This window comes from Brucella pseudogrignonensis (genome assembly GCF_002252525.1).
Classification (GTDB): Bacteria; Pseudomonadota; Alphaproteobacteria; order Rhizobiales; family Rhizobiaceae; genus Brucella; species Brucella pseudogrignonensis.
Genome location: NZ_NNRM01000022.1, coordinates 145564 through 164058, shown reverse-complemented (window position 1 = coordinate 164058; position 18495 = coordinate 145564). Strand labels below are relative to the sequence as shown.

Genomic DNA, 18495 nt, shown 5'->3' with positions numbered 1-18495 from the left:
TTCTACGCATTCCCTCCGGAGGTATCTGACAATGACAGCAATTAAAGTGGCCTTCCTCGGCCTCGGCGTGATGGGCTATCCAATGGCTGGTCACCTGAAAACCAAGGGCGGCTACGACGTTACCGTTTATAATCGAACAAGTGCAAAAGCTTCCAAGTGGGCAGAACAGTTTGGTGGAAATCATGCGGCCACCCCGGCGGAAGCAGCTCGTGATGCAGATTTTGTTTTCAGCTGCGTGGGCAATGACGACGATCTACGTGAAGTGACAACCGGGCCGAACGGCGCCTTTGCAACAATGAAAAAGAATGCCGTGTTCATCGATAACACGACAGCTTCAGCCGAAGTTGCACGCGAGCTTGACGGGGAAGCGCAAAAGCGCGGTTTTCACTTCATAGATGCGCCAGTTTCCGGCGGTCAAGCTGGAGCTGAAAACGGCGTCCTTACGGTTATGGTCGGCGCATCAGAGGCGGTCTTTGAAAAAGCAAAGCCGATCATTGAATCCTATGCGCGCTCGGTCGGGCTTATGGGGCCTGTTGGCTCTGGACAACTTGCCAAGATGGTCAATCAGATTTGCATCGCAGGTCTGGTGCAAGGACTGGCGGAAGGTATTCACTTTGGTAAAAAAGCTGGTCTCGATATCGAGAAACTGGTTGCCGTTATTTCCAAAGGTGCTGCAGGCTCCTGGCAGATGGAAAATCGTCATAACACGATGAACCAAGGCAAATATGAGTTTGGATTCGCTGTTGATTGGATGCGCAAGGATCTTGGGATTTGCCTTGAGGAAGCCAACCGCAACGGCGCGCTTCTTCCGGTAACAGCCCTTGTTGATCAGTTCTATAAAGAAGTGCAGAAGATCGGCGGCGGTCGCTGGGATACCTCCTCTCTGCTCGCTCGACTTGAGCAATAAGATACTAAGCTTGAAACAAAAAAGCCCGGCTCGAAGCCGGGCTTTTCATTGTGGTGTTCAGACGATCAGAACTTAACTTTGGCCGTCAGCGACAGACCGCCGACGAAATCATTACCAAACTCACCCTTCGAGCCGGTAGCGTTTGGCTTACCGTTCACGATGGTATCGTCCATTTCGCCCGACGTGAGCCAGCCAGCAGCACCAGCGAGACGGATTTCAAAGTTTTCCGTTGCCTTGTAGTTTGTGCCCAGACCAAAGAGCCAGAGGTCGGTCTGCGATGTCAAACCGGTTGTCGTTCCACGATCCCAGGTAACGGTTGCAGCAGCAGACCACTGTTCGTTGAACTTGTGACCAACACCGCCACTGACAGTCCAGCCATCCTGATAGTAGAGGTTCAGGTTTGTGATATTCGTTCCCTTAGGAACAATTACACCAGGCGCCAGCTGAAGATTGGCAGAAGAGTCGAACGCAACAGTTTCAACACTCGACCAATCGGTCCACTTGACCGAACCGAATGCGAGCCAGTCAGGAGCAATACCCGTCTGGAACTTGAACTCTACAGACTGCGGCGTAGCAACATCACCTGCGACAGCGATTGGAAGCGAGCGCCCAGTGAGCGGGCTCAGAGCCAGGTTATCAATAGTGCCTTCCAGATTGTACTTGACTTCAGACTGATACACGACGCTTGCGCGAATTGCGTATTCAGGAAGTTCGTAGGCAGCACCGATACGCCAGCCAAAAGCTTTGTCTTCAACATCAAGAGAAGCGACACGGAACGTGCCACCGAAAGCTGAACCCGGAGGGATCATACGGGTCTGCTCACCCTTCAGCTCCTGATAGCTAACGCCACCGAGAAGACGGAAGTAACCCTTTTCCCCCGCATTGAACCGATAAGAACAGTTCAGGCCGTAATCGTTGGAGGAAATCTTCTGCTCGATTGCCGTAAACATACGAAGGTTGTCTGTACCAACATCCGTATGAATACCCCAAGGCTGACGGTACTGGGCCGCACAAGCGAGATCGTCAGTAAGATCAACCTTTGCCGAAAACTTCGGAACCCAATAGCTCTTGGCCTCATCGACGTCAGAGGAATAAGGACGACCGCTCAACGGGTTGATGTTACCGGTTCTGTCGCCAATTGGACCACGAATGTTCTTCAGCTTACGCTGTGGCGAAACGAAAGTCCCCGTCGTGTCGATCACGGTTCCTTGCTCAAACAGGATATCAAAATCCTGCGAGCTACGCTCCAAACCGCCTGCATGTGCACTTACGGCACTCCCCAACAGACCGGCTGCGATTCCGACAGCTTTCATGCGCTGCAGTTTCATAAAGTGTCCTCCCAAACAGAATGCAATGAACTTCAGCAATTTACTTTGACGCAAACGTAAATCAGGAAGGATTCAGCCCGCAAGATAGATAAATTGGGAGAACAGCGAGTAGCGAAGATGTGTTTTGGCGAAAAGCACAAAATTAGCATGCTAATTGCGAATTCTTCTAAATTTCTTGGTTCTAACCTCCTTTAAAACGCCAATTTTAGCCACTTTTCGGCCCAAATCACGCCTTGTTGCTAAAGCGCAACAGCGCGGAAAAACAATCGAAACGGCGGTTCGATGAACTTTAGAGCGCCTTGAAACAAGCTAATTGTGACCCACCGACACAGAAAAGCCCGGCAATGCGAAATTGCCGGGCTTGTGATTCGAGGTAAAGCTGTTGCTAACTGCCGAAATCAGCCTGCTTCACGGATACGTGCTTCGGCGGTTGCAACGCGTGCAGCCGCATCTTTGAGCTCAGCGAGCCGCTCACGTTCTGCCTGAACAACTTCTTCCTTGGCGTTCTCCACGAACTTTTCGTTTGAGAGCTTCTTCTCGATTTTTTCCATTTCGGCCGCGATCTTACCTGCTTCCTTCGCCATGCGAGCGGCTTCAGCTTTCAGATCAATCAGACTGCCCAAAGGAAGACAAATCGTGGCTTCGCCATGCACCAGCTGAGCAGAGCCTTTTGGTGCTTCATTAGCAAAGGAAACCGATTCCACACGCGCAAGACGCTTGATAGCAGCATCATGACGCGCGAAACGATCAATGGTTGTTTCATTCGCTTCGAGAACAACAATCGGTGCAACAGCACCTGCCGGAACATTCATCTCCGCACGAACAGAACGAATGCCCATGACAAGATCAACCAGCCAGTTGATATCTGCGGCGGACTCTTCATCCTCAAACGACAGTTCTGGCCATTCTGCCAAAGCAAGAACTGTATCGCGCTTTGCATCATCGCCTGCGGTCAATGTCCAAAGCTCTTCGGTCATGAACGGCATGAACGGATGCAGGATTTTATAGATCTCATCCAGACAGTAGGCAGCCGTTGCCTGTGCTTCTGCCTTGGCAGCCTCATCATCGCCCATAAAGATCGGCTTGAGCAGTTCCAGATACCAATCGCAGAACTGGTTCCAGACAAAACGATAGGCAGCGCTTGCTGCTTCGTTGAAACGATAGTTCGCAATGCCGTCAGTAACTGCGCTTGTTGCTTTCGTAAGCTCAGTCAGAATCCAGCGATTAACAGCGAGTTTCGCATCATCAGGCTTGAAGTTCGGGTCGAGCTTAACACCATTCATCTGCGCGAAACGTGTTGCATTCCAGAGCTTGGTGCCGAAGTTACGATAGCCAGCAATACGCGCTGGATCGAGCTTCACGTCGCGTCCCTGAGCCGCCATGATCGCAAGTGTGAAGCGCAGAGCATCTGCGCCATACTCATCCATCAGCTCAAGCGGATCGATAACATTGCCCTTGGACTTCGACATCTTTGCGCCGTGCTTATCGCGCACGAGTGCGTGGAGATAAACCGTGTGGAACGGAATCTCCTCCATGAAGTGCATGCCCATCATCATCATGCGGGCAACCCAGAAGAACAGAATATCGAAACCAGTTACCAGAACGCTGGTTGGATAATAGGCCGCGAGTTCAGGTGTCTTGTCAGGCCAGCCGAGTGTGGAGAACGGCCAGAGACCTGATGAGAACCAGGTATCCAGAACGTCCGTATCGCGTTCCAGAGCAACGTTTTCGCCGTAATGTGCGAGAGCCGCAGCTTTGGCTTCCTCTTCACTCTTCTCGACGAACCACTTTCCATCTGGTCCATACCATGCCGGGATCTGATGGCCCCACCAGAGCTGACGCGAAACACACCATGGCTGAATGTTTTCCATCCAGTCAAAGTAGGTCTTTTCCCAGTTCTTCGGCACAATCTGCGTGCGCCCATCACGAACCGCAGCCATAGCTGGCTTTGCAAGTTCAGCCGCATTCACATACCACTGGTCGGTCAGGTAAGGCTCAATCGGTACGCCACCGCGATCACCATGCGGAACCGCATGCGTGTGATCCTCGATCTTTTCGAGATAACCCCGCTCTTCAAGCGTTTCGACAAGACGTTTGCGCGCAGCAAAACGGTCTAGTCCTTCAAACTCGTTGATAAGCGCATTGAGCTCAGGCGTTACTTCCAGACCTTCAAGGAAATCAACGTTGCCCTTGAGAGTGATCGCAGCAGAAGGCGTGAGAATATTGATGACGCGCAGGTCATTACGCTTGCCAACTTCAAAGTCGTTGAAGTCATGAGCAGGCGTAATTTTAACCGCACCGGAACCTGCTTCCGGGTCAGCATAATCATCCGCAACAATCGGAATACGGCGGCCAACGAGTGGCAGTACGATATTGTTGCCAATTGAAGCGTGATAACGCTCATCCTTCGGATTAACAGCAACACCCGTATCACCAAGCATTGTTTCAGGCCGCGTGGTGGCGACAACAATGAATGTATGTGGGTTTTCTGGATCGAAAGGAATGTTTTCCAGCGGATAACGCAAATGCCACAGGTGGCCTTTGATCTCGCGGGATTCGACTTCAATATCGGAAATTGCGGTAAGCAACTTCGGATCCCAGTTGACCAAGCGCTTGTCGCGATAAATCAGTCCCTGCTTGTAAAGAGAGACAAACACTTCAAGAACAGCGCGTGACAGCCCCTCGTCCATCGTAAAACGTTCACGCGACCAATCGCATGATGCGCCGAGGCGACGAAGCTGATTGGAAATCAAGCCTCCGGATTCCGACTTCCACTGCCAGATGCGTTCAATGAATTTTTCGCGGCCCATGGCATGGCGATTTGGTTCCTGACGCTCAGCGAGCTGGCGCTCAACAACCATCTGCGTGGCAATACCCGCATGATCCATGCCTGGCTGCCAAAGAACGTTCTTGCCGCGCATACGTTCAAAACGGACCATGATGTCCTGAATCGTATTGTTGAGCGCGTGGCCCATGTGAAGCGACCCCGTCACATTCGGCGGAGGAATAACCACAGCAAATGGATCGGCGCCAGGCTTTGAACCTGCACCCGCCTTGAATGCGCCAGCTTCTTCCCAGCGTTCAGCGATTTTCGGCTCTACGGCCGCGGCGTCATAAGTCTTCTCAAGCATGGAAACGTCCGGTCTTTATGCGGAATGAATTGATTGACGGGTGAATAGCAACTAACAGCCGACAAATCACCCTAAAAGTGAAAACCCGCCTGCATGACAGACGGGTTAAAGAGTCCAATCTGACGTGCGACGGTTAGCGTTCGCCTCTCACCACACGTTCGATTTCTTCGCGAACAAGTCGCTCGACAAGCGGAGGCAGATTGGTATCGAGCCAATCTTGTAGCATTGGACGCAAAAGATCTGATGCGATTTCATCAAAGGAACGGCGCGGTTCGGAATGAACAGCGTGATTCAAATCCTGAAATGCTGCAGCTACTTTACGTCCTGTGCCTTCCGACAAAATATGTGCTGCGCCCTGCGCTTTCAAGTCAGCAGGCTGCGCCTCAGCAACTGGAGCCACTTCAGCCTCTGGTTCTGACACGTCTTCGGTCCATGACGCACTGATCTTATCGTCAACTTGAGCTTCAGCGGACACGGTATTGTCTATCTCAGCAGTGGCTTCGACGATTCCGCTACGATTGTCATCGTTTTGCGCGTCAGGAATGAAATCAGCCTCTTCCTCGTCAGCATCGACAGTTTCGTCAACAACAGAAACCTCTTTTGCAGGTTCGGCAATCGGGCCGCGCAGGATTGGTTCCTCAGAGAAAATCGGGGCTTTTGCCACCGGCTTCTCCACGGCTTCAGGCTGTTGCTCTTCTATCGTTGCAGGTCGGCGGAATTTGGCAACCTCACCACGAGAAGGAAATGCGGATGCGGCAGGCGCCGGATGACGCGTAACATCGCTATCTTCGATAATCCGGCGAATGGAAGCCAAGATTTCTTCCATCGACGGTTCGCGTGCTGCGCTGGATGTTTGTGCCATAGCTGTCCGTCTTTCCCTTTTTGCCAATTACTCACACAGGCAGAGAATCAATGGATTAAGGGTATCGGACATGCAGCGATTTGAGAATCCCTGCACAGGTATGTGTGATCCGAACCCACAGCTTTATCATTTTATTAAGAATTACGAACCGAAAGACGAATCATACAAAAACGGCGCCGATGAGGGCGCCGTTTTTACTAATGCTTATGATAGGGCTCAGCGACCATCCGGTGTACGCAAACCGAACCATTTGTCCTTGACTGCATTGTAATGTTCTTCAGGCTTGTACTGAGCGACCTGCAACTGCATGTCCTGTGCCGTCATACGTCCACTGGCATTCAGAAGCGCATAGCTTGCAACAATCGAGTCATGTTCAGCCTGAACGAGTGCGATCTGTACGCTGACGAGATCATTCTGAGCATTCAATACGTCTAGCGTCGTGCGCTGACCAACTTTACGTTCTTCAATCACACCATCAAGAGCAAGCTGAGCTGCAGCGATGCCATCGCGGTTCGCTTTCACGGATGCACGAGCTGCTTCAAGCTGCGACCAAGCAGAGCTGATTGCCTGACGAACTTTATCCTGAACGATATCGACTTCGATACGTGCCTGACCGAGCTGTTCCTTTGCCTGGCGGACCTGCGCAGAAGTGCGGCCACCGGTATAGATTGGAATGCTTACACCTACACCGACCGAAGCAGAGTTACCGTCGCCTACACTCGTACCGGCATAGGTGTCGAGATGGCTGGCACTTGCCGTCAGACCGACAGTCGGCAGCAAAGCGCCTTCCTTGGCCTTGACGTTAAAGCCTTGCGCGTTAACTGCATATTGAGTGGCAAGAATACCAGGATGCACAGTCACTGCATTCGCGTAGGCTTGGTCTGGTGAACGTGGCAGATTTTTTGCAGCTGGTGCCGTAGAAAGGCGATCTGGCTGTGAGCCGATAACCTGAACATAGGTCGCTTCGGCAGACTTAACGTCTGCACGAGCAGAGTTGAGTTGCGCGATTGCAGTAGAACGCTGCGATTCTGACTGAGCAACATCGGTACGAGTGCCTTCACCTACGTCAAGGCGAGCACGCGAGGCGCGTACCTGCTCATTCATAGCGGCCAGATTTTTCTCGCGCAAAGCCGCAATCTGGCGAAGCTGATACACGTTCATATAGGCCTGAACGGCCTCTAGGAGCGTGTTCTGTTCGTCATTTCGGAGATTCTCGCGCTGAGCAAAAACTGTGGTTTCTGCTGAAGCAACGTTGTTCTTGGTCTGAAAACCATCGAACAACATCTGGTTCAGCTCAATGCCGTAAGTGCCGGTCGTTCTATAATCAGAGGTAGGCGACTTGCCACGAGCTACGTTATAGCTACCGGTGATCTGTGGACGATAGCCGGATTTTGCAATCGCAACATTTTCGTCCTGAATACGCACACCTGCCCGCGATGAGTTCAGGGTAGCATTGTTCTTATACGCCTTCATGAGAGCGCCGTTCAGCGTCTCTGACAAAGCGGCCTGGCCCGATAAAACGGTGCCCGACAGGAGTATTGCCGCCGCCATAAGTCCTTTGCACGCTTTGAACACCGTATACCTCATATAAGAACAAACGAATCTATAATCGAACCGATCGGTTCGGGAAGACTTAATAACGTGTAAATTCCGCTATTTCCATCTTTCCCGCCAGTGCTTTCACAAACAATTTCCGCATCGTTGCAGAATTGCCCCATGCTCTGGATTAGAACTCGAACTGCTCAACACGCTCAAAACCTGGAAGCGGACGAACTGCAGTGTTGAAAACGCTACGACCAGAAGCCACGCCGTTTTCTTTCACGTAAATCCTTGCAACTCCGGCGTTTCCACGGCCTTCGACGGCGATCAAACGACCACCTTCCTTTAGCTGATTGAAAAGTACTTCCGGTACAAAATCAACTGCACCCTCGATGAAAATCACATCGTAAGGCGCTTCAGAAGGGTAGCCTGCTTTCAAATCGCCTGAAACGATCACAACATTGTCATGGCCCAATTCCTGCAAACGAGCCGCTGCAATAGCTGACAAAGAGGAATCACTTTCAAGACCAATAACCGAACCTGCCAGCTCAGAAAGGATGGCCGAAGAGTAACCAGTGCCACAGCCGATATCGAGAACGACGTCGTTCTTATTTACCTTTGCGAGCTGAATAAGCTTTGCAAAAGGTGACGGCTCCATCAGATAGCGTGGTGCACTGCCCTCGCCTTCGAGAAGCTGGTCTTCGTCGATATAGGCAAGCACCTGACGGTTTGCCGGAACAAAAACTTCGCGCGGAACGGTCAGAAAAGCGTCGATGACCCGAAGGTCCGTTACATCCGTGGTACGGATCTGGTTATCGACCATCTTCGTGCGAAGATCCTGGAAATCGGCTGCCATAGCCATGCCCTACATCCTTCTATATCGCGATAACGCGATGATTATGCCTTCTGGCACCCTTTATGAACAGAGCCTGGATAACGCATCCAATGCTATCATCTCAGTTCGCTGTCGTTACGGGGCACCATAAACGAGATTTGCCGCTGATGTGGCAAAAATCGGCCTTCCAGTCAATCAAACACAAGTTTTGCAGGCCCAGCTGCAGCACTTGGTCGCCTCTCCGCACCGTATATCATTCTATCAAAACAAAAATGCCGGGCGCATCTGCGTCCGGCACTTAGGCTTTGGATAAGCGTCTTACAAGTCATGCATTATCAAAACGCTTGTGAGGTTGATCACATTATTGCGTGATCGTTGCTGGATAGCCCGCTGCAGCAAGTGCGTTGAGTGCATCGTCATTTGAAGCTTTGCTTACGAATTTGGCCTCTTTCTTATCGAGATCAATATCCACCGTGGATGCTCCATCGATCTTGTGCAGTGCATTTGTAACGCTCTCAGCACAACCGCCACATTTCATCTTGGGAATTGAAAACGTAACCATTCAAATCACTCCTTGCTTTCACTATACCCACAATGCAGCTTCCCATCGTGGTAAGGTCAAGCAACATCTTTCATTATGGCGCTTCGCAGCTTTCCGGAACGCTTTTCTCAATTTCAAGCGGCGACTTGGTGAGCGAACCGGTCATAATCTGCATGGGCTTATATGGTGGCTCTTCCTGCATACCGGGATTGGTAAGGCGAATTGTATAGCAGCCGGTATAAACTTCCTTCTTGCCATCATCGCTTTCGGATTCGATTGCAATCGGAAGACTCCAGTAAATCTGCCCTGCCCCCGGATCTGGATCAGTCTTACGAACTGCAACCTTCACGCTCTTAGTTTTCTCATAACCTTTAACGAAGACCTTAAAGTCCGGTTCACGTCCTTCTTCCGAGTAATAGCTATAAGCGCGAGCATATTCCTTGCGGTTGATCGCATTATAATAGGATTCCATTAACGCCTGCGGCGTGGACCTATCATCGCGATAATCAGGCACCGTAACGCCATCAGACGCGTCCTGCGTCTGCTCAGACGGTTTTGTCTCTTCGACCGGCTTGGTCTGTTCCTGCTCAGGAGCTGCTTTCTTAGGCGCTTCCTGCGCTTGCGTGCCAGAGACCAAAATCATCGTGCTGAAAACGCCAGCAATCCCGGCAAGCATCAAAGGCTTCATGCGTTCAATCAACATACGCGTCTCCTCTTCCAGCAATTCTTTGGTTGCAGCACACCAAGATGTGTTTGCCAGCCAGGACAACGACTGATTTGGTGTCTTGCAGTAATGATGTTACAACACTAACTATAGTAAAAACGTGGCAATCGCGCAGAAAAGCGCAACGTTGCGAACAGACTGGATGATTCTTCAGTCACAAACCAGCATAACACCGGAAGAGATGAACATGGGCCGTTTCTCAGTCTTGACGCTTACCGATGCAGCCGCAGCGCGCGTTAATGAAATCATGGCTTCCCGTGACGGTGCCCTCGGTATCCGCGTAGGCGTAAAAAAAGGCGGCTGCGCTGGCATGGAATATACGATTGATCTCGTCACTGAGCCAAAGGCCGGTGATGATTCCGTCGAAAAGAACGGAGCTAAGGTCTATATTGCTCCAGAAGCCGTGTTATTCCTGCTTGGCACTCAAATGGATTTCGAAGTGACCACGTTGCGCACTGGTTTTGTTTTCAATAATCCAAACCAGACATCGGCTTGCGGTTGCGGTGAGTCTGTCGAGCTCACAGCAGCGTCACCAGAAAGCCTTCGCCAGATGCAGGGCGCTGCTTAACCGTTCAGGATTACCCATTCCATGGATGATCAATCTCTACGAGACCTTTTTGAAGGCTTAGGGACGATCAGCATCCGCCGCATGTTTGGCGGCAAAGGTATATACCATCAAGGTTTGATCGTAGCGCTTGTTGTTCAGGATGAGTTGCTTTTAAAGGTAGATCAGGAAAGCGCACCGGCTTTCATCGCTGCGGGATCGACACAGTGGACTTACGACGGCCGCAAGAACGGAAAAACCATTGCAATGCCCTATTGGAGTGTGCCGGACGAAGCTTATGATGATCCGGAAATCATGACCGAATGGGCGCGACTTGCATTTGCAGCCAGCCTCAGATCAGAAGCAAAAAAATAAAAGCCGCTCACTGAATTGAGCGGCTTTTTGTTTCTTCTAAGCCTTACGCCAGTATCCCTGTCGGGATCAGCATGAATGCTGGAATGTCGTTACCGAAGCCAATCGGCACTGGACCATCATCATCATCGCGATCACGGCGCCGCTTATGATTATCGTGCTGCGGCTTGCCGCGACGGTCGTCATTTGAATGACGGATTGCATCGCGGCGATCTTTTATTTCATTGATAACTGGTTGCGGTTCATCGGCCTGAACGATCACAGGTGCCTCGACCTTCTGTTTGTCTTTCGACTTACCCTTGGCATCTTTGCCTTTACCTCGGGCATTCTTGCCCTTGCGTGACGTATCTTCAGATTCGTCAGCCGCTGGCAATGTAGAAAGATCACCGTCCACCCATTCGATCTTTTCACCAATCATGGATTCGATTGCGGTCAGATACTTCGTGTCTGCAGTGGTTACCAGCGTAAATGCTTTGCCTGAACGACCGGCACGACCAGTACGACCAATACGATGGACATAGTCCTCCGAATGAATCGGAATATCGTAATTGAAGACGTGGCTCACATCAGGGATATCAAGGCCGCGTGCAGCAACATCAGAGGCAACCAGCAGTTGCAACTTGCCTTCCTTGAAGTTTGCCAACATCGTCATGCGTGCGCGCTGATCCATATCTCCATGCAAAGCGCCTGCATTGAACTCATGACGAACAAGCGAACGGAACAGCTCGGACACATCTTTCTTACGATTACAGAAGATGATCGCGTTCTTGAGCGAATCTTGTTCGCTGCGGATCAGATCACGCAGAGCTGCGCGCTTGTCCCAGTCCTTCTTACCCGACTTGACCAGACGCTGCGTCACAGTCTTTGCGGTTGAAGAAGCCTTGGCAACTTCGATACGCGTTGGCGAATGCAGGAACTGTTCGGTCAACTTGGTAATTTCTGGCGGCATGGTTGCCGAGAAAAACAGCGTCTGACGGGTAAACGGGATCAGCTTGCAGATACGCTCGATGTCGGGAATGAAACCCATGTCGAGCATACGGTCAGCTTCGTCGATGACGAGAATTTCAACACCAGTCAGGAGCAGTTTGCCGCGCTCAAAATGGTCGAGAAGACGACCAGGCGTGGCGATCAGCACATCTGCGCCGCGTTCAAGCTTGCGTTCCTGCTCGTCAAACGAAACACCGCCGATGAGCAGAGCAACATTCAAACGCTGATTAATGCCATATTTCACAAAGTTTTCTTCGACCTGCGCTGCGAGTTCGCGCGTTGGTTCGAGAATGAGTGTGCGAGGCATACGAGCGCGAGCACGGCCTTTTTCCAAAAGCGTGAGCATAGGCAGAACGAAAGATGCAGTCTTTCCGGTGCCCGTCTGTGCAATACCAAGCACATCCTTACGCTCAAGCGCTGGAGGAATTGCTCCCGCTTGGATAGGCGTAGGCGCGGTGTATCCCGCAGCTTCAACAGCAGCGAGCACTTTCGGGGAAAGACCGAGTTCGGCAAATGTTGTCAATGGAAGCGCAGCTCTCTGTTTGGAAGTGAGTTCCACCCATCCTGTCATTGCAGCCGCGTCATCCGGCGCAGGAACCAAGGCAGAAAAGGCATCTGCAACGCTATACGCGTTTTCTTGCAGCATCGCCTACGTCCAGAACGTGCAAAAGTCAACTAAAATACCCGGAGAGAATATAAAAATGCTTATTTATTTGTATTTTATTATGTTTCACCGAACACTAAAGCGTGAAACTACTAAATTCATAGCCAACTAATGTCTAAACTGTTCTGTCAGAATGCGCTCATCCCATGAATGATTTTGATCAAACAAGATAGCAACCCGACTATCCGGGTCTTCACGCACAGTAACTGCCTTCACGGATTTAACTTCGTTATTGTCAGCAACTGCATTCACTGGTCGCTTTTCAGTTTCAAGCAAGTCCATGCGCAGGGTTACATGCTTTGGCAAAAGTGCCCCACCCCATCGCCTTGGTCGAAAAGGGCTTACGGGTGTCAAAGCTAGAAGTGGCGCTTCCAGCGGAAGGATTGGCCCCTGCGCCGAAAGATTATAGGCGGTGGACCCTGCAGGCGTCGCGACCATCACACCGTCACAAACGAGCTCCTCCAGCCGAACCTTACCATCAATGGTGATCCGCACCTTGGCGGCCTGATAGGACTGCCTGAAAAGCGAAACCTCATTTATTGCCAAAGCCTTGAATGGCGGAGCAGATTCCGTTTCCGCAATCATTTCCAGAGGGCGAATTGTTTCTTTCTGCGCTGCATGAATGCGCGCAGGCAAATCTTCGACGCTGAACTCGTTCATTAGAAAGCCCACTGAACCACGGTTCATACCGTAAACGGGAATGCCGCTGTTCATGAAATCCCGCAAGGCCTGCAGCATTGTACCATCGCCACCCAGCGCGACAACTGTGTCGGCGTCTTCTGCAGCAACATGACCATAACGCTTCACCAGCTCTTTCTGAGCTGCGAGTGATTCTTCTGTCCCTGAAGAAACGAAGTGAAGCGCCAAGGATGTATCGTTCATTTTTATCCGTTCCAGCGAGCCAAAGCGTGCATTTTCCACAGACATGATGGCTATCATATGCAAAACCTGCTTACCATCACCCGCTGAATGTGAATTTTCGCTTTACACGGCTGAAAATTATGCTAATTCCACGCCTGTGCTGCCCTTATAGCTCAGTTGGTAGAGCACCTGATTTGTAATCAGGGGGTCGGGAGTTCGAGTCTCTCTGGGGGCACCACTAGCGCATTTATCATATGCTCGTTTTTTTCCCTTACAAATTCAAATAGCTGCAAGAATAAGAGACTGCTTTCTCTTTCCTGCGGTTGCAACGTTTCTTTTTTACAACTATTGCATTCATAACAAATACATATTAAGCTTGCATAATATCGCAAATAAACTTTTTTGGTTTAATATATCATGTGTCAACGGCGCATTTGTGTTTCCGTCGTAACTCGCAGCAGACCGAAAATGCTCTGCAACCTTTTTTCATCACTTGCTTTCATTCAGAAGCCTAACAACGTCAACGTTTCATTTCTCATTGTCGAGAATAACTCTTTACCGACGCTTGATGAGACCGTCGAAACGTTTCGCGCGCAAATGCCAGGCGATCATATCGATTATATCGTGGAAGGTGTTTTAGGCATTTCTTCGGCACGAAATCGAGCGTTGAATCACGCAATCGAACAGGGTTTTGACTTTCTAGTCTACGTTGATGACGATGAATTTGTTGAGCCAAACTGGCTTGTGACATTGCTCGCAGAACGAGATCGACTGGAGCTCGATATTATAGGCTCCCCGGTAAGACCAAAACCTTTTGATGAGAACCTGACAATTCTTCAAAAGCTTGTCTGGTCGGGTATTAAACGCAGTGGTTATAACGCTGAGAAAAGATGCCGCCGCAAATGTGCTGCAGGTCGCGGTGACTCCATCAAAGTTGCCACAGGCAGCTGGATGGGACGACTAGATTTCTTCCGCAACACCGGACTGCGTTTCGATTCCCATTTCGGGCTGACCGGGGGTGAAGACTGGAACCTCTGGGCGAAAGCAAAATCGCTTGGCGCAAGAACCGGCTGGGCTTGCGATGCGATCGTCTATGAAACAGTGCCGTCGTCTCGACTGACGCTGAGCTATCATTATCGTCGCAACCGTGACCACAACATCACAGAGTTCGGCGCTCGTTATCGCGAAAACCCGAACAAGACATTGAAAAAATTGCCAATGAAGATCGTAGGCCGTGCACTCAAATTTATGGGTGCCGTACTGTCTATATCTTTCCGAGGCGGCCAAGGGCTCGTATCAGCGGCCACGGCGCTAGGCGGGCTAGTTGGCCTCATACAGGGAAGTATCGGAAAGAATTCCCTGCACTACGCGAACACGACAGGCTTCTGACCAAATAAAAAGCCCCGCATTGTGCGGGGCTTTTTCATTCTTAGTACCAGCCGACAGCGACCTGCGCTTCTTCCGACATGCGGTCAGCAGACCATGGCGGATCAAATGTCATGGTTACTTCGACCATCGAAACACCTTCAACTGCACCAACGGCATTCTCGACCCAGCCCGGCATTTCGCCAGCAACAGGGCAACCAGGGGCAGTCAGCGTCATTTCGATTTTGACCGTGCGATCATCTTCGATGTCGATCTTGTAAATCAGACCGAGCTCGTAAATATCCGCTGGTATTTCAGGATCATAAACAGTCTTCAACGCGCTGATGATATCATCGGTCAGCCGAAGCAGCTCTTCCTGCGGAATAGCAGAGGCGGAGAAAACAGACTTTCCATCTGCCGATGCGCTTGCATCGTCCGTCTTGGTTTCAGTCTGTTCCTGAACTTTTTGTTCGATCTCGGTCATCCGAAAAACTTCCTTGCCTTTTCCAAGGCTTCTGCCAGCGCGTCCACTTCAGCACGGGTGTTATACATCCCAAAAGATGCACGGCATGTAGAGGTGACACCAAAGCGTTTCAAGAGCGGTTGTGCGCAATGCGTGCCGGCACGCACCGCAACCCCTGCCCGGTCAATGACCATTGACACGTCATGCGCGTGAATTCCATCAAGCGCAAACGAGATGATCGCCCCCTTGTCCGGAGCATTGCCATAAATGCGCAAGCTATTGATCTTGCCCAGTTGTTCATGCGCATAAATACGCAAGTCTTCTTCGTGGGCTGCGATCGCATGACGGCCGATTTTTTCCATATATTCAAGCGCAGCGCCAAGGCCAATCGCTTGAACGATCGGCGGTGTGCCAGCTTCGAAACGATGCGGCGGGTGATTGTAAGTGACGTTTTCTTCTGTCACTTCCTCGATCATTTCGCCACCACCCTGAAACGGGCGCATCTTTTCGAGCATTTCAGCGCGACCATAAAGAACGCCGATGCCTGACGGGCCATAGACTTTATGGCCGGTAAAGACATACCAGTCACAGCCGAGATCCTGCACGTCGACCGGCAGGTGGACAGCGCCCTGGCTACCATCGACCAGCACGGGAATGCCGCGCGCATGAGCAAGTTCAACGATCTTCTTGATCGGAGTGACTGTGCCAAGCGCGTTGGACATGTGGGTGATTGCAACAAGCTTCGTACGCTCGGTCAGACGCTTTTCGAATTCCTCGATATGGAACACGCCTTCGTCATCGACCGGTGTAAAGACAAGCTTTGCGCCCTGCCTCTCACGGATGAAGTGCCATGGAACGATATTGGAGTGATGTTCCATAATCGACAGAAGGATTTCATCGCCCTCGCCGATATTGGGCATACCGTAACCGTAAGCGACCGTATTGATCGCTTCAGTCGCATTCTTGGTGAAGACGATTTCGTCAACGGAACCGGCATTCAGAAAGCGACGAACCGTTTCGCGCGACTTTTCGTAAGAATCGGTTGCAGCATTGGAAAGAAAATGCAGGCCGCGATGCACATTGGCATATTCATTCGCATAAGCATGCGTAACAGCGTCGATGACGCTTTGCGGCTTTTGCGCAGATGCGCCATTATCGAGATAAACGAGCGGCTTGCCATGAACCTGTCGTGACAGGATGGGGAAGTCTCTGCGGATCGCTTCGACATCGTAAGCCGCAACAATTGGATTCTTCTGATCCATGATCGCTCCTTCTACCATTCAGGCAGAAAAGGCGGAGCAATTATTACTCCGCCTTATTTACTCAAGCGTGGGCTGCAAGCCAGTTCGAGAGCACTTCTTCCAGTGCTTCAACGAGAGCTTCGTTTTCCAGCTCTTCAATGATCTCGGCGATGAAAGCCTTGATCAGCAGGCCGCGGGCTTCGTTTTCAGGAACGCCGCGTGCCATCAAATAGAAGAGATAGTCTTTCGACAGCTCCGTAACCGTTGCACCGTGGCCGCAAGCCACGTCATCCGCAAAGATTTCCAGCTCAGGCTTTGCATCAAACTCGCCATCGTCAGACAACAGCAGCGTGTTGCAGGCCATGCGGGCGTCGGTCTTCTGGGCGATCTGTGCGACACGGATCATGCCCTGGAACACACCACGCGCGCGATCTTTGACGACGTTGCGGATGATCTGGGTCGAACGTGTATTTTCGACCAGATGCGCCACCGTCATTGTGATGTCGGTGTGGGAATCGTCAGACAGAAGATTGAGGCCGCGAAGTTCAAAATCCGAATCTTCGCCTGCAACAGTCAGATGCACTTCCTGACGAACCAGTTTGCCACCAGCATTGACGATGTAAAGCGTAAGCTTCGATCCTGCGCCAATCGTTGCGTTGAACTGGGCAAGCTGCGTTGCCTGACCAAAATCACGCAGGATAACCCAGATGACATCAGCGCCATCGCCAACGCTCACATGGCTTACAGAGGTCGAGAAAGCATCGCCTTCACCACCTGACTGACGCTCAATGATCGTTGCCTTGACGTTCGAACCGATTTCGACTGGGAAGCGCGTGTGGCCCTGCCCGGTCTTCTGGATGTTCTGCAGCTCAAGCGGTGCTTCAAGCTCAACGTCATCGGCAATCGACAACGCCCAGCCATCGCTTACATAAGCAGCGTTGATCTGGCCGATCGTGTCATCGGTTCCCCTAACGGTAAGCTGCGGAACGAGCGAGCCATCAGCAAGTGCGTCGCGCACAGCAGTCAGGGTCACACCTTCCGGAGCCTTTGCGTCAAGTGCTGCACCATTGCTTGCAGCAATGATGGACGAGCCTGCGAGAAGTGCAGGAAGCGCATTGGTTCCAGCAGTCGGATTGAAATCAGCAACGCCTTTAAGCAGCGTACGGAAATCCGTGTAGTGCCAGCTTTCAATGCGGCGTGACGGAAGACCATGCACTTTCAGCGATTCCAGCGCGTTGTCGCGTGCAACGACGACATCGCCATTGCCCGGCAGTTCGCCCATACGAGTGGCGAAGCTGTCGATCAGCGCGCTTTCAGCTGGTGTCCTTGGTTTAGAGGTCTGGATGTTCATAATCCGCTCCTCAGGCCACTTCGCCGATAATGTCGGCATAGCCATTTTCTTCAAGGTGGTTTGCGAGGGTCTTATCACCCGACTTGATGACCTGTCCCTTGTAAAGAACATGGACGCTATCCGGCACGATGTAATCGAGCAGACGCTGATAGTGGGTAATCACGATCACGGCGCGGTCTGGCGAACGAAGAGCATTCACGCCATCCGAAACGATCTTCAGCGCGTCAATATCGAGGCCAGAGTCGGTTTCATCGAGAACGCAAAGGCTTGGTTCGAGAAGCTGCATCTGAAGAATTTCAGCACGCTTCTTTTCGCCACCTGAGAAGCCGACATTGAGCGGACGCTTCAGCATGTCCATGTCGATGTTAAGGCCGCCAGCGGCTTCCTTCACGCGCTTGATGAATTCAGGAATCTTCAGTTCCGCTTCGCCACGCGCCTTGCGCTGGCTGTTCATCGCAACCTTCAGGAACTCCATCGTGGCAACGCCTGGAATTTCCATCGGATACTGGAACGCAAGGAAGATGCCCTTGGCAGCGCGTTCAGCCGGATCGAGCTCGAGGATCGACTCGCCGTTGTAAAGAATGTCGCCTTCGGTCACTTCATAATCATCGCGACCAGCAAGGATGTAGGACAGTGTCGACTTGCCCGAGCCGTTCGGGCCCATGATGGCGGCAACTTCGCCCTTGTTCACAGTGAGGTTCAGACCACGGATAATTTCTGTATCCGTGTCAGCGATCTTTGCATGAAGGTTCTTGATCTCAAGCATGGGTATAAACCTTG

The 18495-nt window shown here is 51.4% G+C and carries 17 protein-coding genes and 1 tRNA gene; 5 read left to right on the top strand and 13 right to left on the bottom strand.

From position 1 onward, the window contains the following. Positions 1–31: 31 nt before the first annotated feature. Positions 32–907 carry an NAD(P)-dependent oxidoreductase gene (locus tag CEV34_RS13780; protein ID WP_007874827.1) on the top strand — a complete coding sequence of 292 codons (876 nt, stop codon included), beginning with the start codon at positions 32–34 and terminating at the stop codon, positions 905–907. Between the two features lie 65 nt (positions 908–972). Here the strand turns inward: CEV34_RS13780 and CEV34_RS13775 are convergent, their stop codons facing one another. From CEV34_RS13775 to CEV34_RS13745, 7 genes are all read right to left on the bottom strand, one after another. Continuing rightward, positions 973–2220 carry an OmpP1/FadL family transporter gene (locus CEV34_RS13775; protein ID WP_268876929.1) on the bottom strand — a complete coding sequence of 416 codons (1248 nt, stop codon included), beginning with the start codon at positions 2218–2220 and terminating at the stop codon, positions 973–975. A gap of 413 nt (positions 2221–2633) precedes the next feature. Further along, positions 2634–5366 carry a valine--tRNA ligase gene (locus CEV34_RS13770; protein WP_007874825.1) on the bottom strand — a complete coding sequence of 911 codons (2733 nt, stop codon included), beginning with the start codon at positions 5364–5366 and terminating at the stop codon, positions 2634–2636. Between the two features lie 133 nt (positions 5367–5499). Further along, positions 5500–6228, bottom strand: coding sequence for a PopZ family protein (locus CEV34_RS13765; protein WP_007874824.1), 729 nt, complete (start codon positions 6226–6228; stop codon positions 5500–5502). Between the two features lie 216 nt (positions 6229–6444). After that, entirely contained in the window at positions 6445–7815 is a 1371-nt protein-coding gene (locus CEV34_RS13760; protein ID WP_079211819.1) for a TolC family outer membrane protein, read from the bottom strand. A gap of 139 nt (positions 7816–7954) precedes the next feature. Beyond that, positions 7955–8623 (bottom strand): protein-L-isoaspartate O-methyltransferase family protein, encoded by a 669-nt coding sequence (locus CEV34_RS13755; RefSeq protein ID WP_007874821.1) that lies wholly within the window; start codon positions 8621–8623, stop codon positions 7955–7957. A 340-nt stretch (positions 8624–8963) separates the two neighbouring features. Further along, the gene (locus CEV34_RS13750; RefSeq protein ID WP_007874820.1) at positions 8964–9164 is read right to left on the bottom strand and encodes a heavy-metal-associated domain-containing protein; all 201 of its coding nucleotides are present in this window, start codon (positions 9162–9164) and stop codon (positions 8964–8966) included. A 73-nt stretch (positions 9165–9237) separates the two neighbouring features. Beyond that, positions 9238–9846: a Cif family virulence factor gene (locus CEV34_RS13745; RefSeq protein ID WP_007874812.1), complete on the bottom strand. Its 609-nt coding sequence runs from the start codon at positions 9844–9846 to the stop codon at positions 9238–9240. 208 nt (positions 9847–10054) lie between these two features. On the opposite strand from CEV34_RS13745, the gene sufA reads away from it, so the two are divergent. Further along, complete coding sequence (gene sufA / locus CEV34_RS13740; protein ID WP_007874803.1) at positions 10055–10435, top strand: Fe-S cluster assembly scaffold SufA; 381 nt, start codon at positions 10055–10057, stop codon at positions 10433–10435. A 21-nt stretch (positions 10436–10456) separates the two neighbouring features. Beyond that, on the top strand, positions 10457–10786 hold the full coding sequence (locus CEV34_RS13735) for a TfoX/Sxy family protein (RefSeq protein ID WP_007874801.1): 330 nt from the start codon (positions 10457–10459) through the stop codon (positions 10784–10786). 43 nt (positions 10787–10829) lie between these two features. Here the strand turns inward: CEV34_RS13735 and CEV34_RS13730 are convergent, their stop codons facing one another. Then, entirely contained in the window at positions 10830–12293 is a 1464-nt protein-coding gene (locus CEV34_RS13730; protein WP_007874799.1) for a DEAD/DEAH box helicase, read from the bottom strand. 249 nt (positions 12294–12542) lie between these two features. Further along, positions 12543–13316 carry an NAD kinase gene (locus CEV34_RS13725; RefSeq protein WP_007874798.1) on the bottom strand — a complete coding sequence of 258 codons (774 nt, stop codon included), beginning with the start codon at positions 13314–13316 and terminating at the stop codon, positions 12543–12545. A gap of 141 nt (positions 13317–13457) precedes the next feature. Between CEV34_RS13725 and CEV34_RS13720 the strand changes: the two genes are divergently transcribed. Together CEV34_RS13720 and CEV34_RS13715 are read left to right on the top strand one after the other, a co-directional pair. Next, a tRNA-Thr gene (locus CEV34_RS13720) sits at positions 13458–13533 on the top strand. Positions 13534–13712: 179 nt separating this feature from the next. Further along, complete coding sequence (locus tag CEV34_RS13715) at positions 13713–14684, top strand: glycosyltransferase family 2 protein (RefSeq protein WP_039859723.1); 972 nt, start codon at positions 13713–13715, stop codon at positions 14682–14684. 40 nt (positions 14685–14724) lie between these two features. Here the strand turns inward: CEV34_RS13715 and CEV34_RS13710 are convergent, their stop codons facing one another. The 4 genes from CEV34_RS13710 to sufC all read right to left on the bottom strand — a co-directional run bounded on the left by CEV34_RS13710 (position 14725) and on the right by sufC (position 18481). Further along, positions 14725–15144 (bottom strand): SUF system Fe-S cluster assembly protein, encoded by a 420-nt coding sequence (locus tag CEV34_RS13710; protein WP_007874794.1) that lies wholly within the window; start codon positions 15142–15144, stop codon positions 14725–14727. Beyond that, positions 15141–16385, bottom strand: coding sequence for a cysteine desulfurase (locus tag CEV34_RS13705; RefSeq protein WP_007874791.1), 1245 nt, complete (start codon positions 16383–16385; stop codon positions 15141–15143). Before CEV34_RS13705 ends, CEV34_RS13710 begins: the two co-directional genes overlap by 4 nt. Before the next feature lie 61 nt (positions 16386–16446). Next, a complete protein-coding gene (gene sufD / locus CEV34_RS13700) occupies positions 16447–17715 on the bottom strand; it encodes a Fe-S cluster assembly protein SufD (protein WP_007874790.1) in 1269 nt (422 codons plus the stop codon). Positions 17716–17725: 10 nt separating this feature from the next. Further along, entirely contained in the window at positions 17726–18481 is a 756-nt protein-coding gene (sufC, locus tag CEV34_RS13695) for a Fe-S cluster assembly ATPase SufC (RefSeq protein WP_007874788.1), read from the bottom strand. Positions 18482–18495 lie beyond the last annotated feature (14 nt).

Coding starts and splice junctions, on each gene's coding strand:
- CEV34_RS13780 (WP_007874827.1), top strand. CDS start 32: ATGACAGCAATTAAAGTGGCCTTCCTCGGCCTCGGCGTGATGGGCTAT.
- CEV34_RS13775 (WP_268876929.1), bottom strand. CDS start 2,220: ATGAAAGCTGTCGGAATCGCAGCCGGTCTGTTGGGGAGTGCCGTAAGT.
- CEV34_RS13770 (WP_007874825.1), bottom strand. CDS start 5,366: ATGCTTGAGAAGACTTATGACGCCGCGGCCGTAGAGCCGAAAATCGCT.
- CEV34_RS13765 (WP_007874824.1), bottom strand. CDS start 6,228: ATGGCACAAACATCCAGCGCAGCACGCGAACCGTCGATGGAAGAAATC.
- CEV34_RS13760 (WP_079211819.1), bottom strand. CDS start 7,815: ATGAGGTATACGGTGTTCAAAGCGTGCAAAGGACTTATGGCGGCGGCA.
- CEV34_RS13755 (WP_007874821.1), bottom strand. CDS start 8,623: ATGGCAGCCGATTTCCAGGATCTTCGCACGAAGATGGTCGATAACCAG.
- CEV34_RS13750 (WP_007874820.1), bottom strand. CDS start 9,164: ATGGTTACGTTTTCAATTCCCAAGATGAAATGTGGCGGTTGTGCTGAG.
- CEV34_RS13745 (WP_007874812.1), bottom strand. CDS start 9,846: ATGTTGATTGAACGCATGAAGCCTTTGATGCTTGCCGGGATTGCTGGC.
- sufA (WP_007874803.1), top strand. CDS start 10,055: ATGGGCCGTTTCTCAGTCTTGACGCTTACCGATGCAGCCGCAGCGCGC.
- CEV34_RS13735 (WP_007874801.1), top strand. CDS start 10,457: ATGGATGATCAATCTCTACGAGACCTTTTTGAAGGCTTAGGGACGATC.
- CEV34_RS13725 (WP_007874798.1), bottom strand. CDS start 13,316: ATGAACGATACATCCTTGGCGCTTCACTTCGTTTCTTCAGGGACAGAA.
- CEV34_RS13715 (WP_039859723.1), top strand. CDS start 13,713: ATGTGTCAACGGCGCATTTGTGTTTCCGTCGTAACTCGCAGCAGACCG.
- CEV34_RS13710 (WP_007874794.1), bottom strand. CDS start 15,144: ATGACCGAGATCGAACAAAAAGTTCAGGAACAGACTGAAACCAAGACG.
- CEV34_RS13705 (WP_007874791.1), bottom strand. CDS start 16,385: ATGGATCAGAAGAATCCAATTGTTGCGGCTTACGATGTCGAAGCGATC.
- sufD (WP_007874790.1), bottom strand. CDS start 17,715: ATGAACATCCAGACCTCTAAACCAAGGACACCAGCTGAAAGCGCGCTG.
- sufC (WP_007874788.1), bottom strand. CDS start 18,481: ATGCTTGAGATCAAGAACCTTCATGCAAAGATCGCTGACACGGATACA.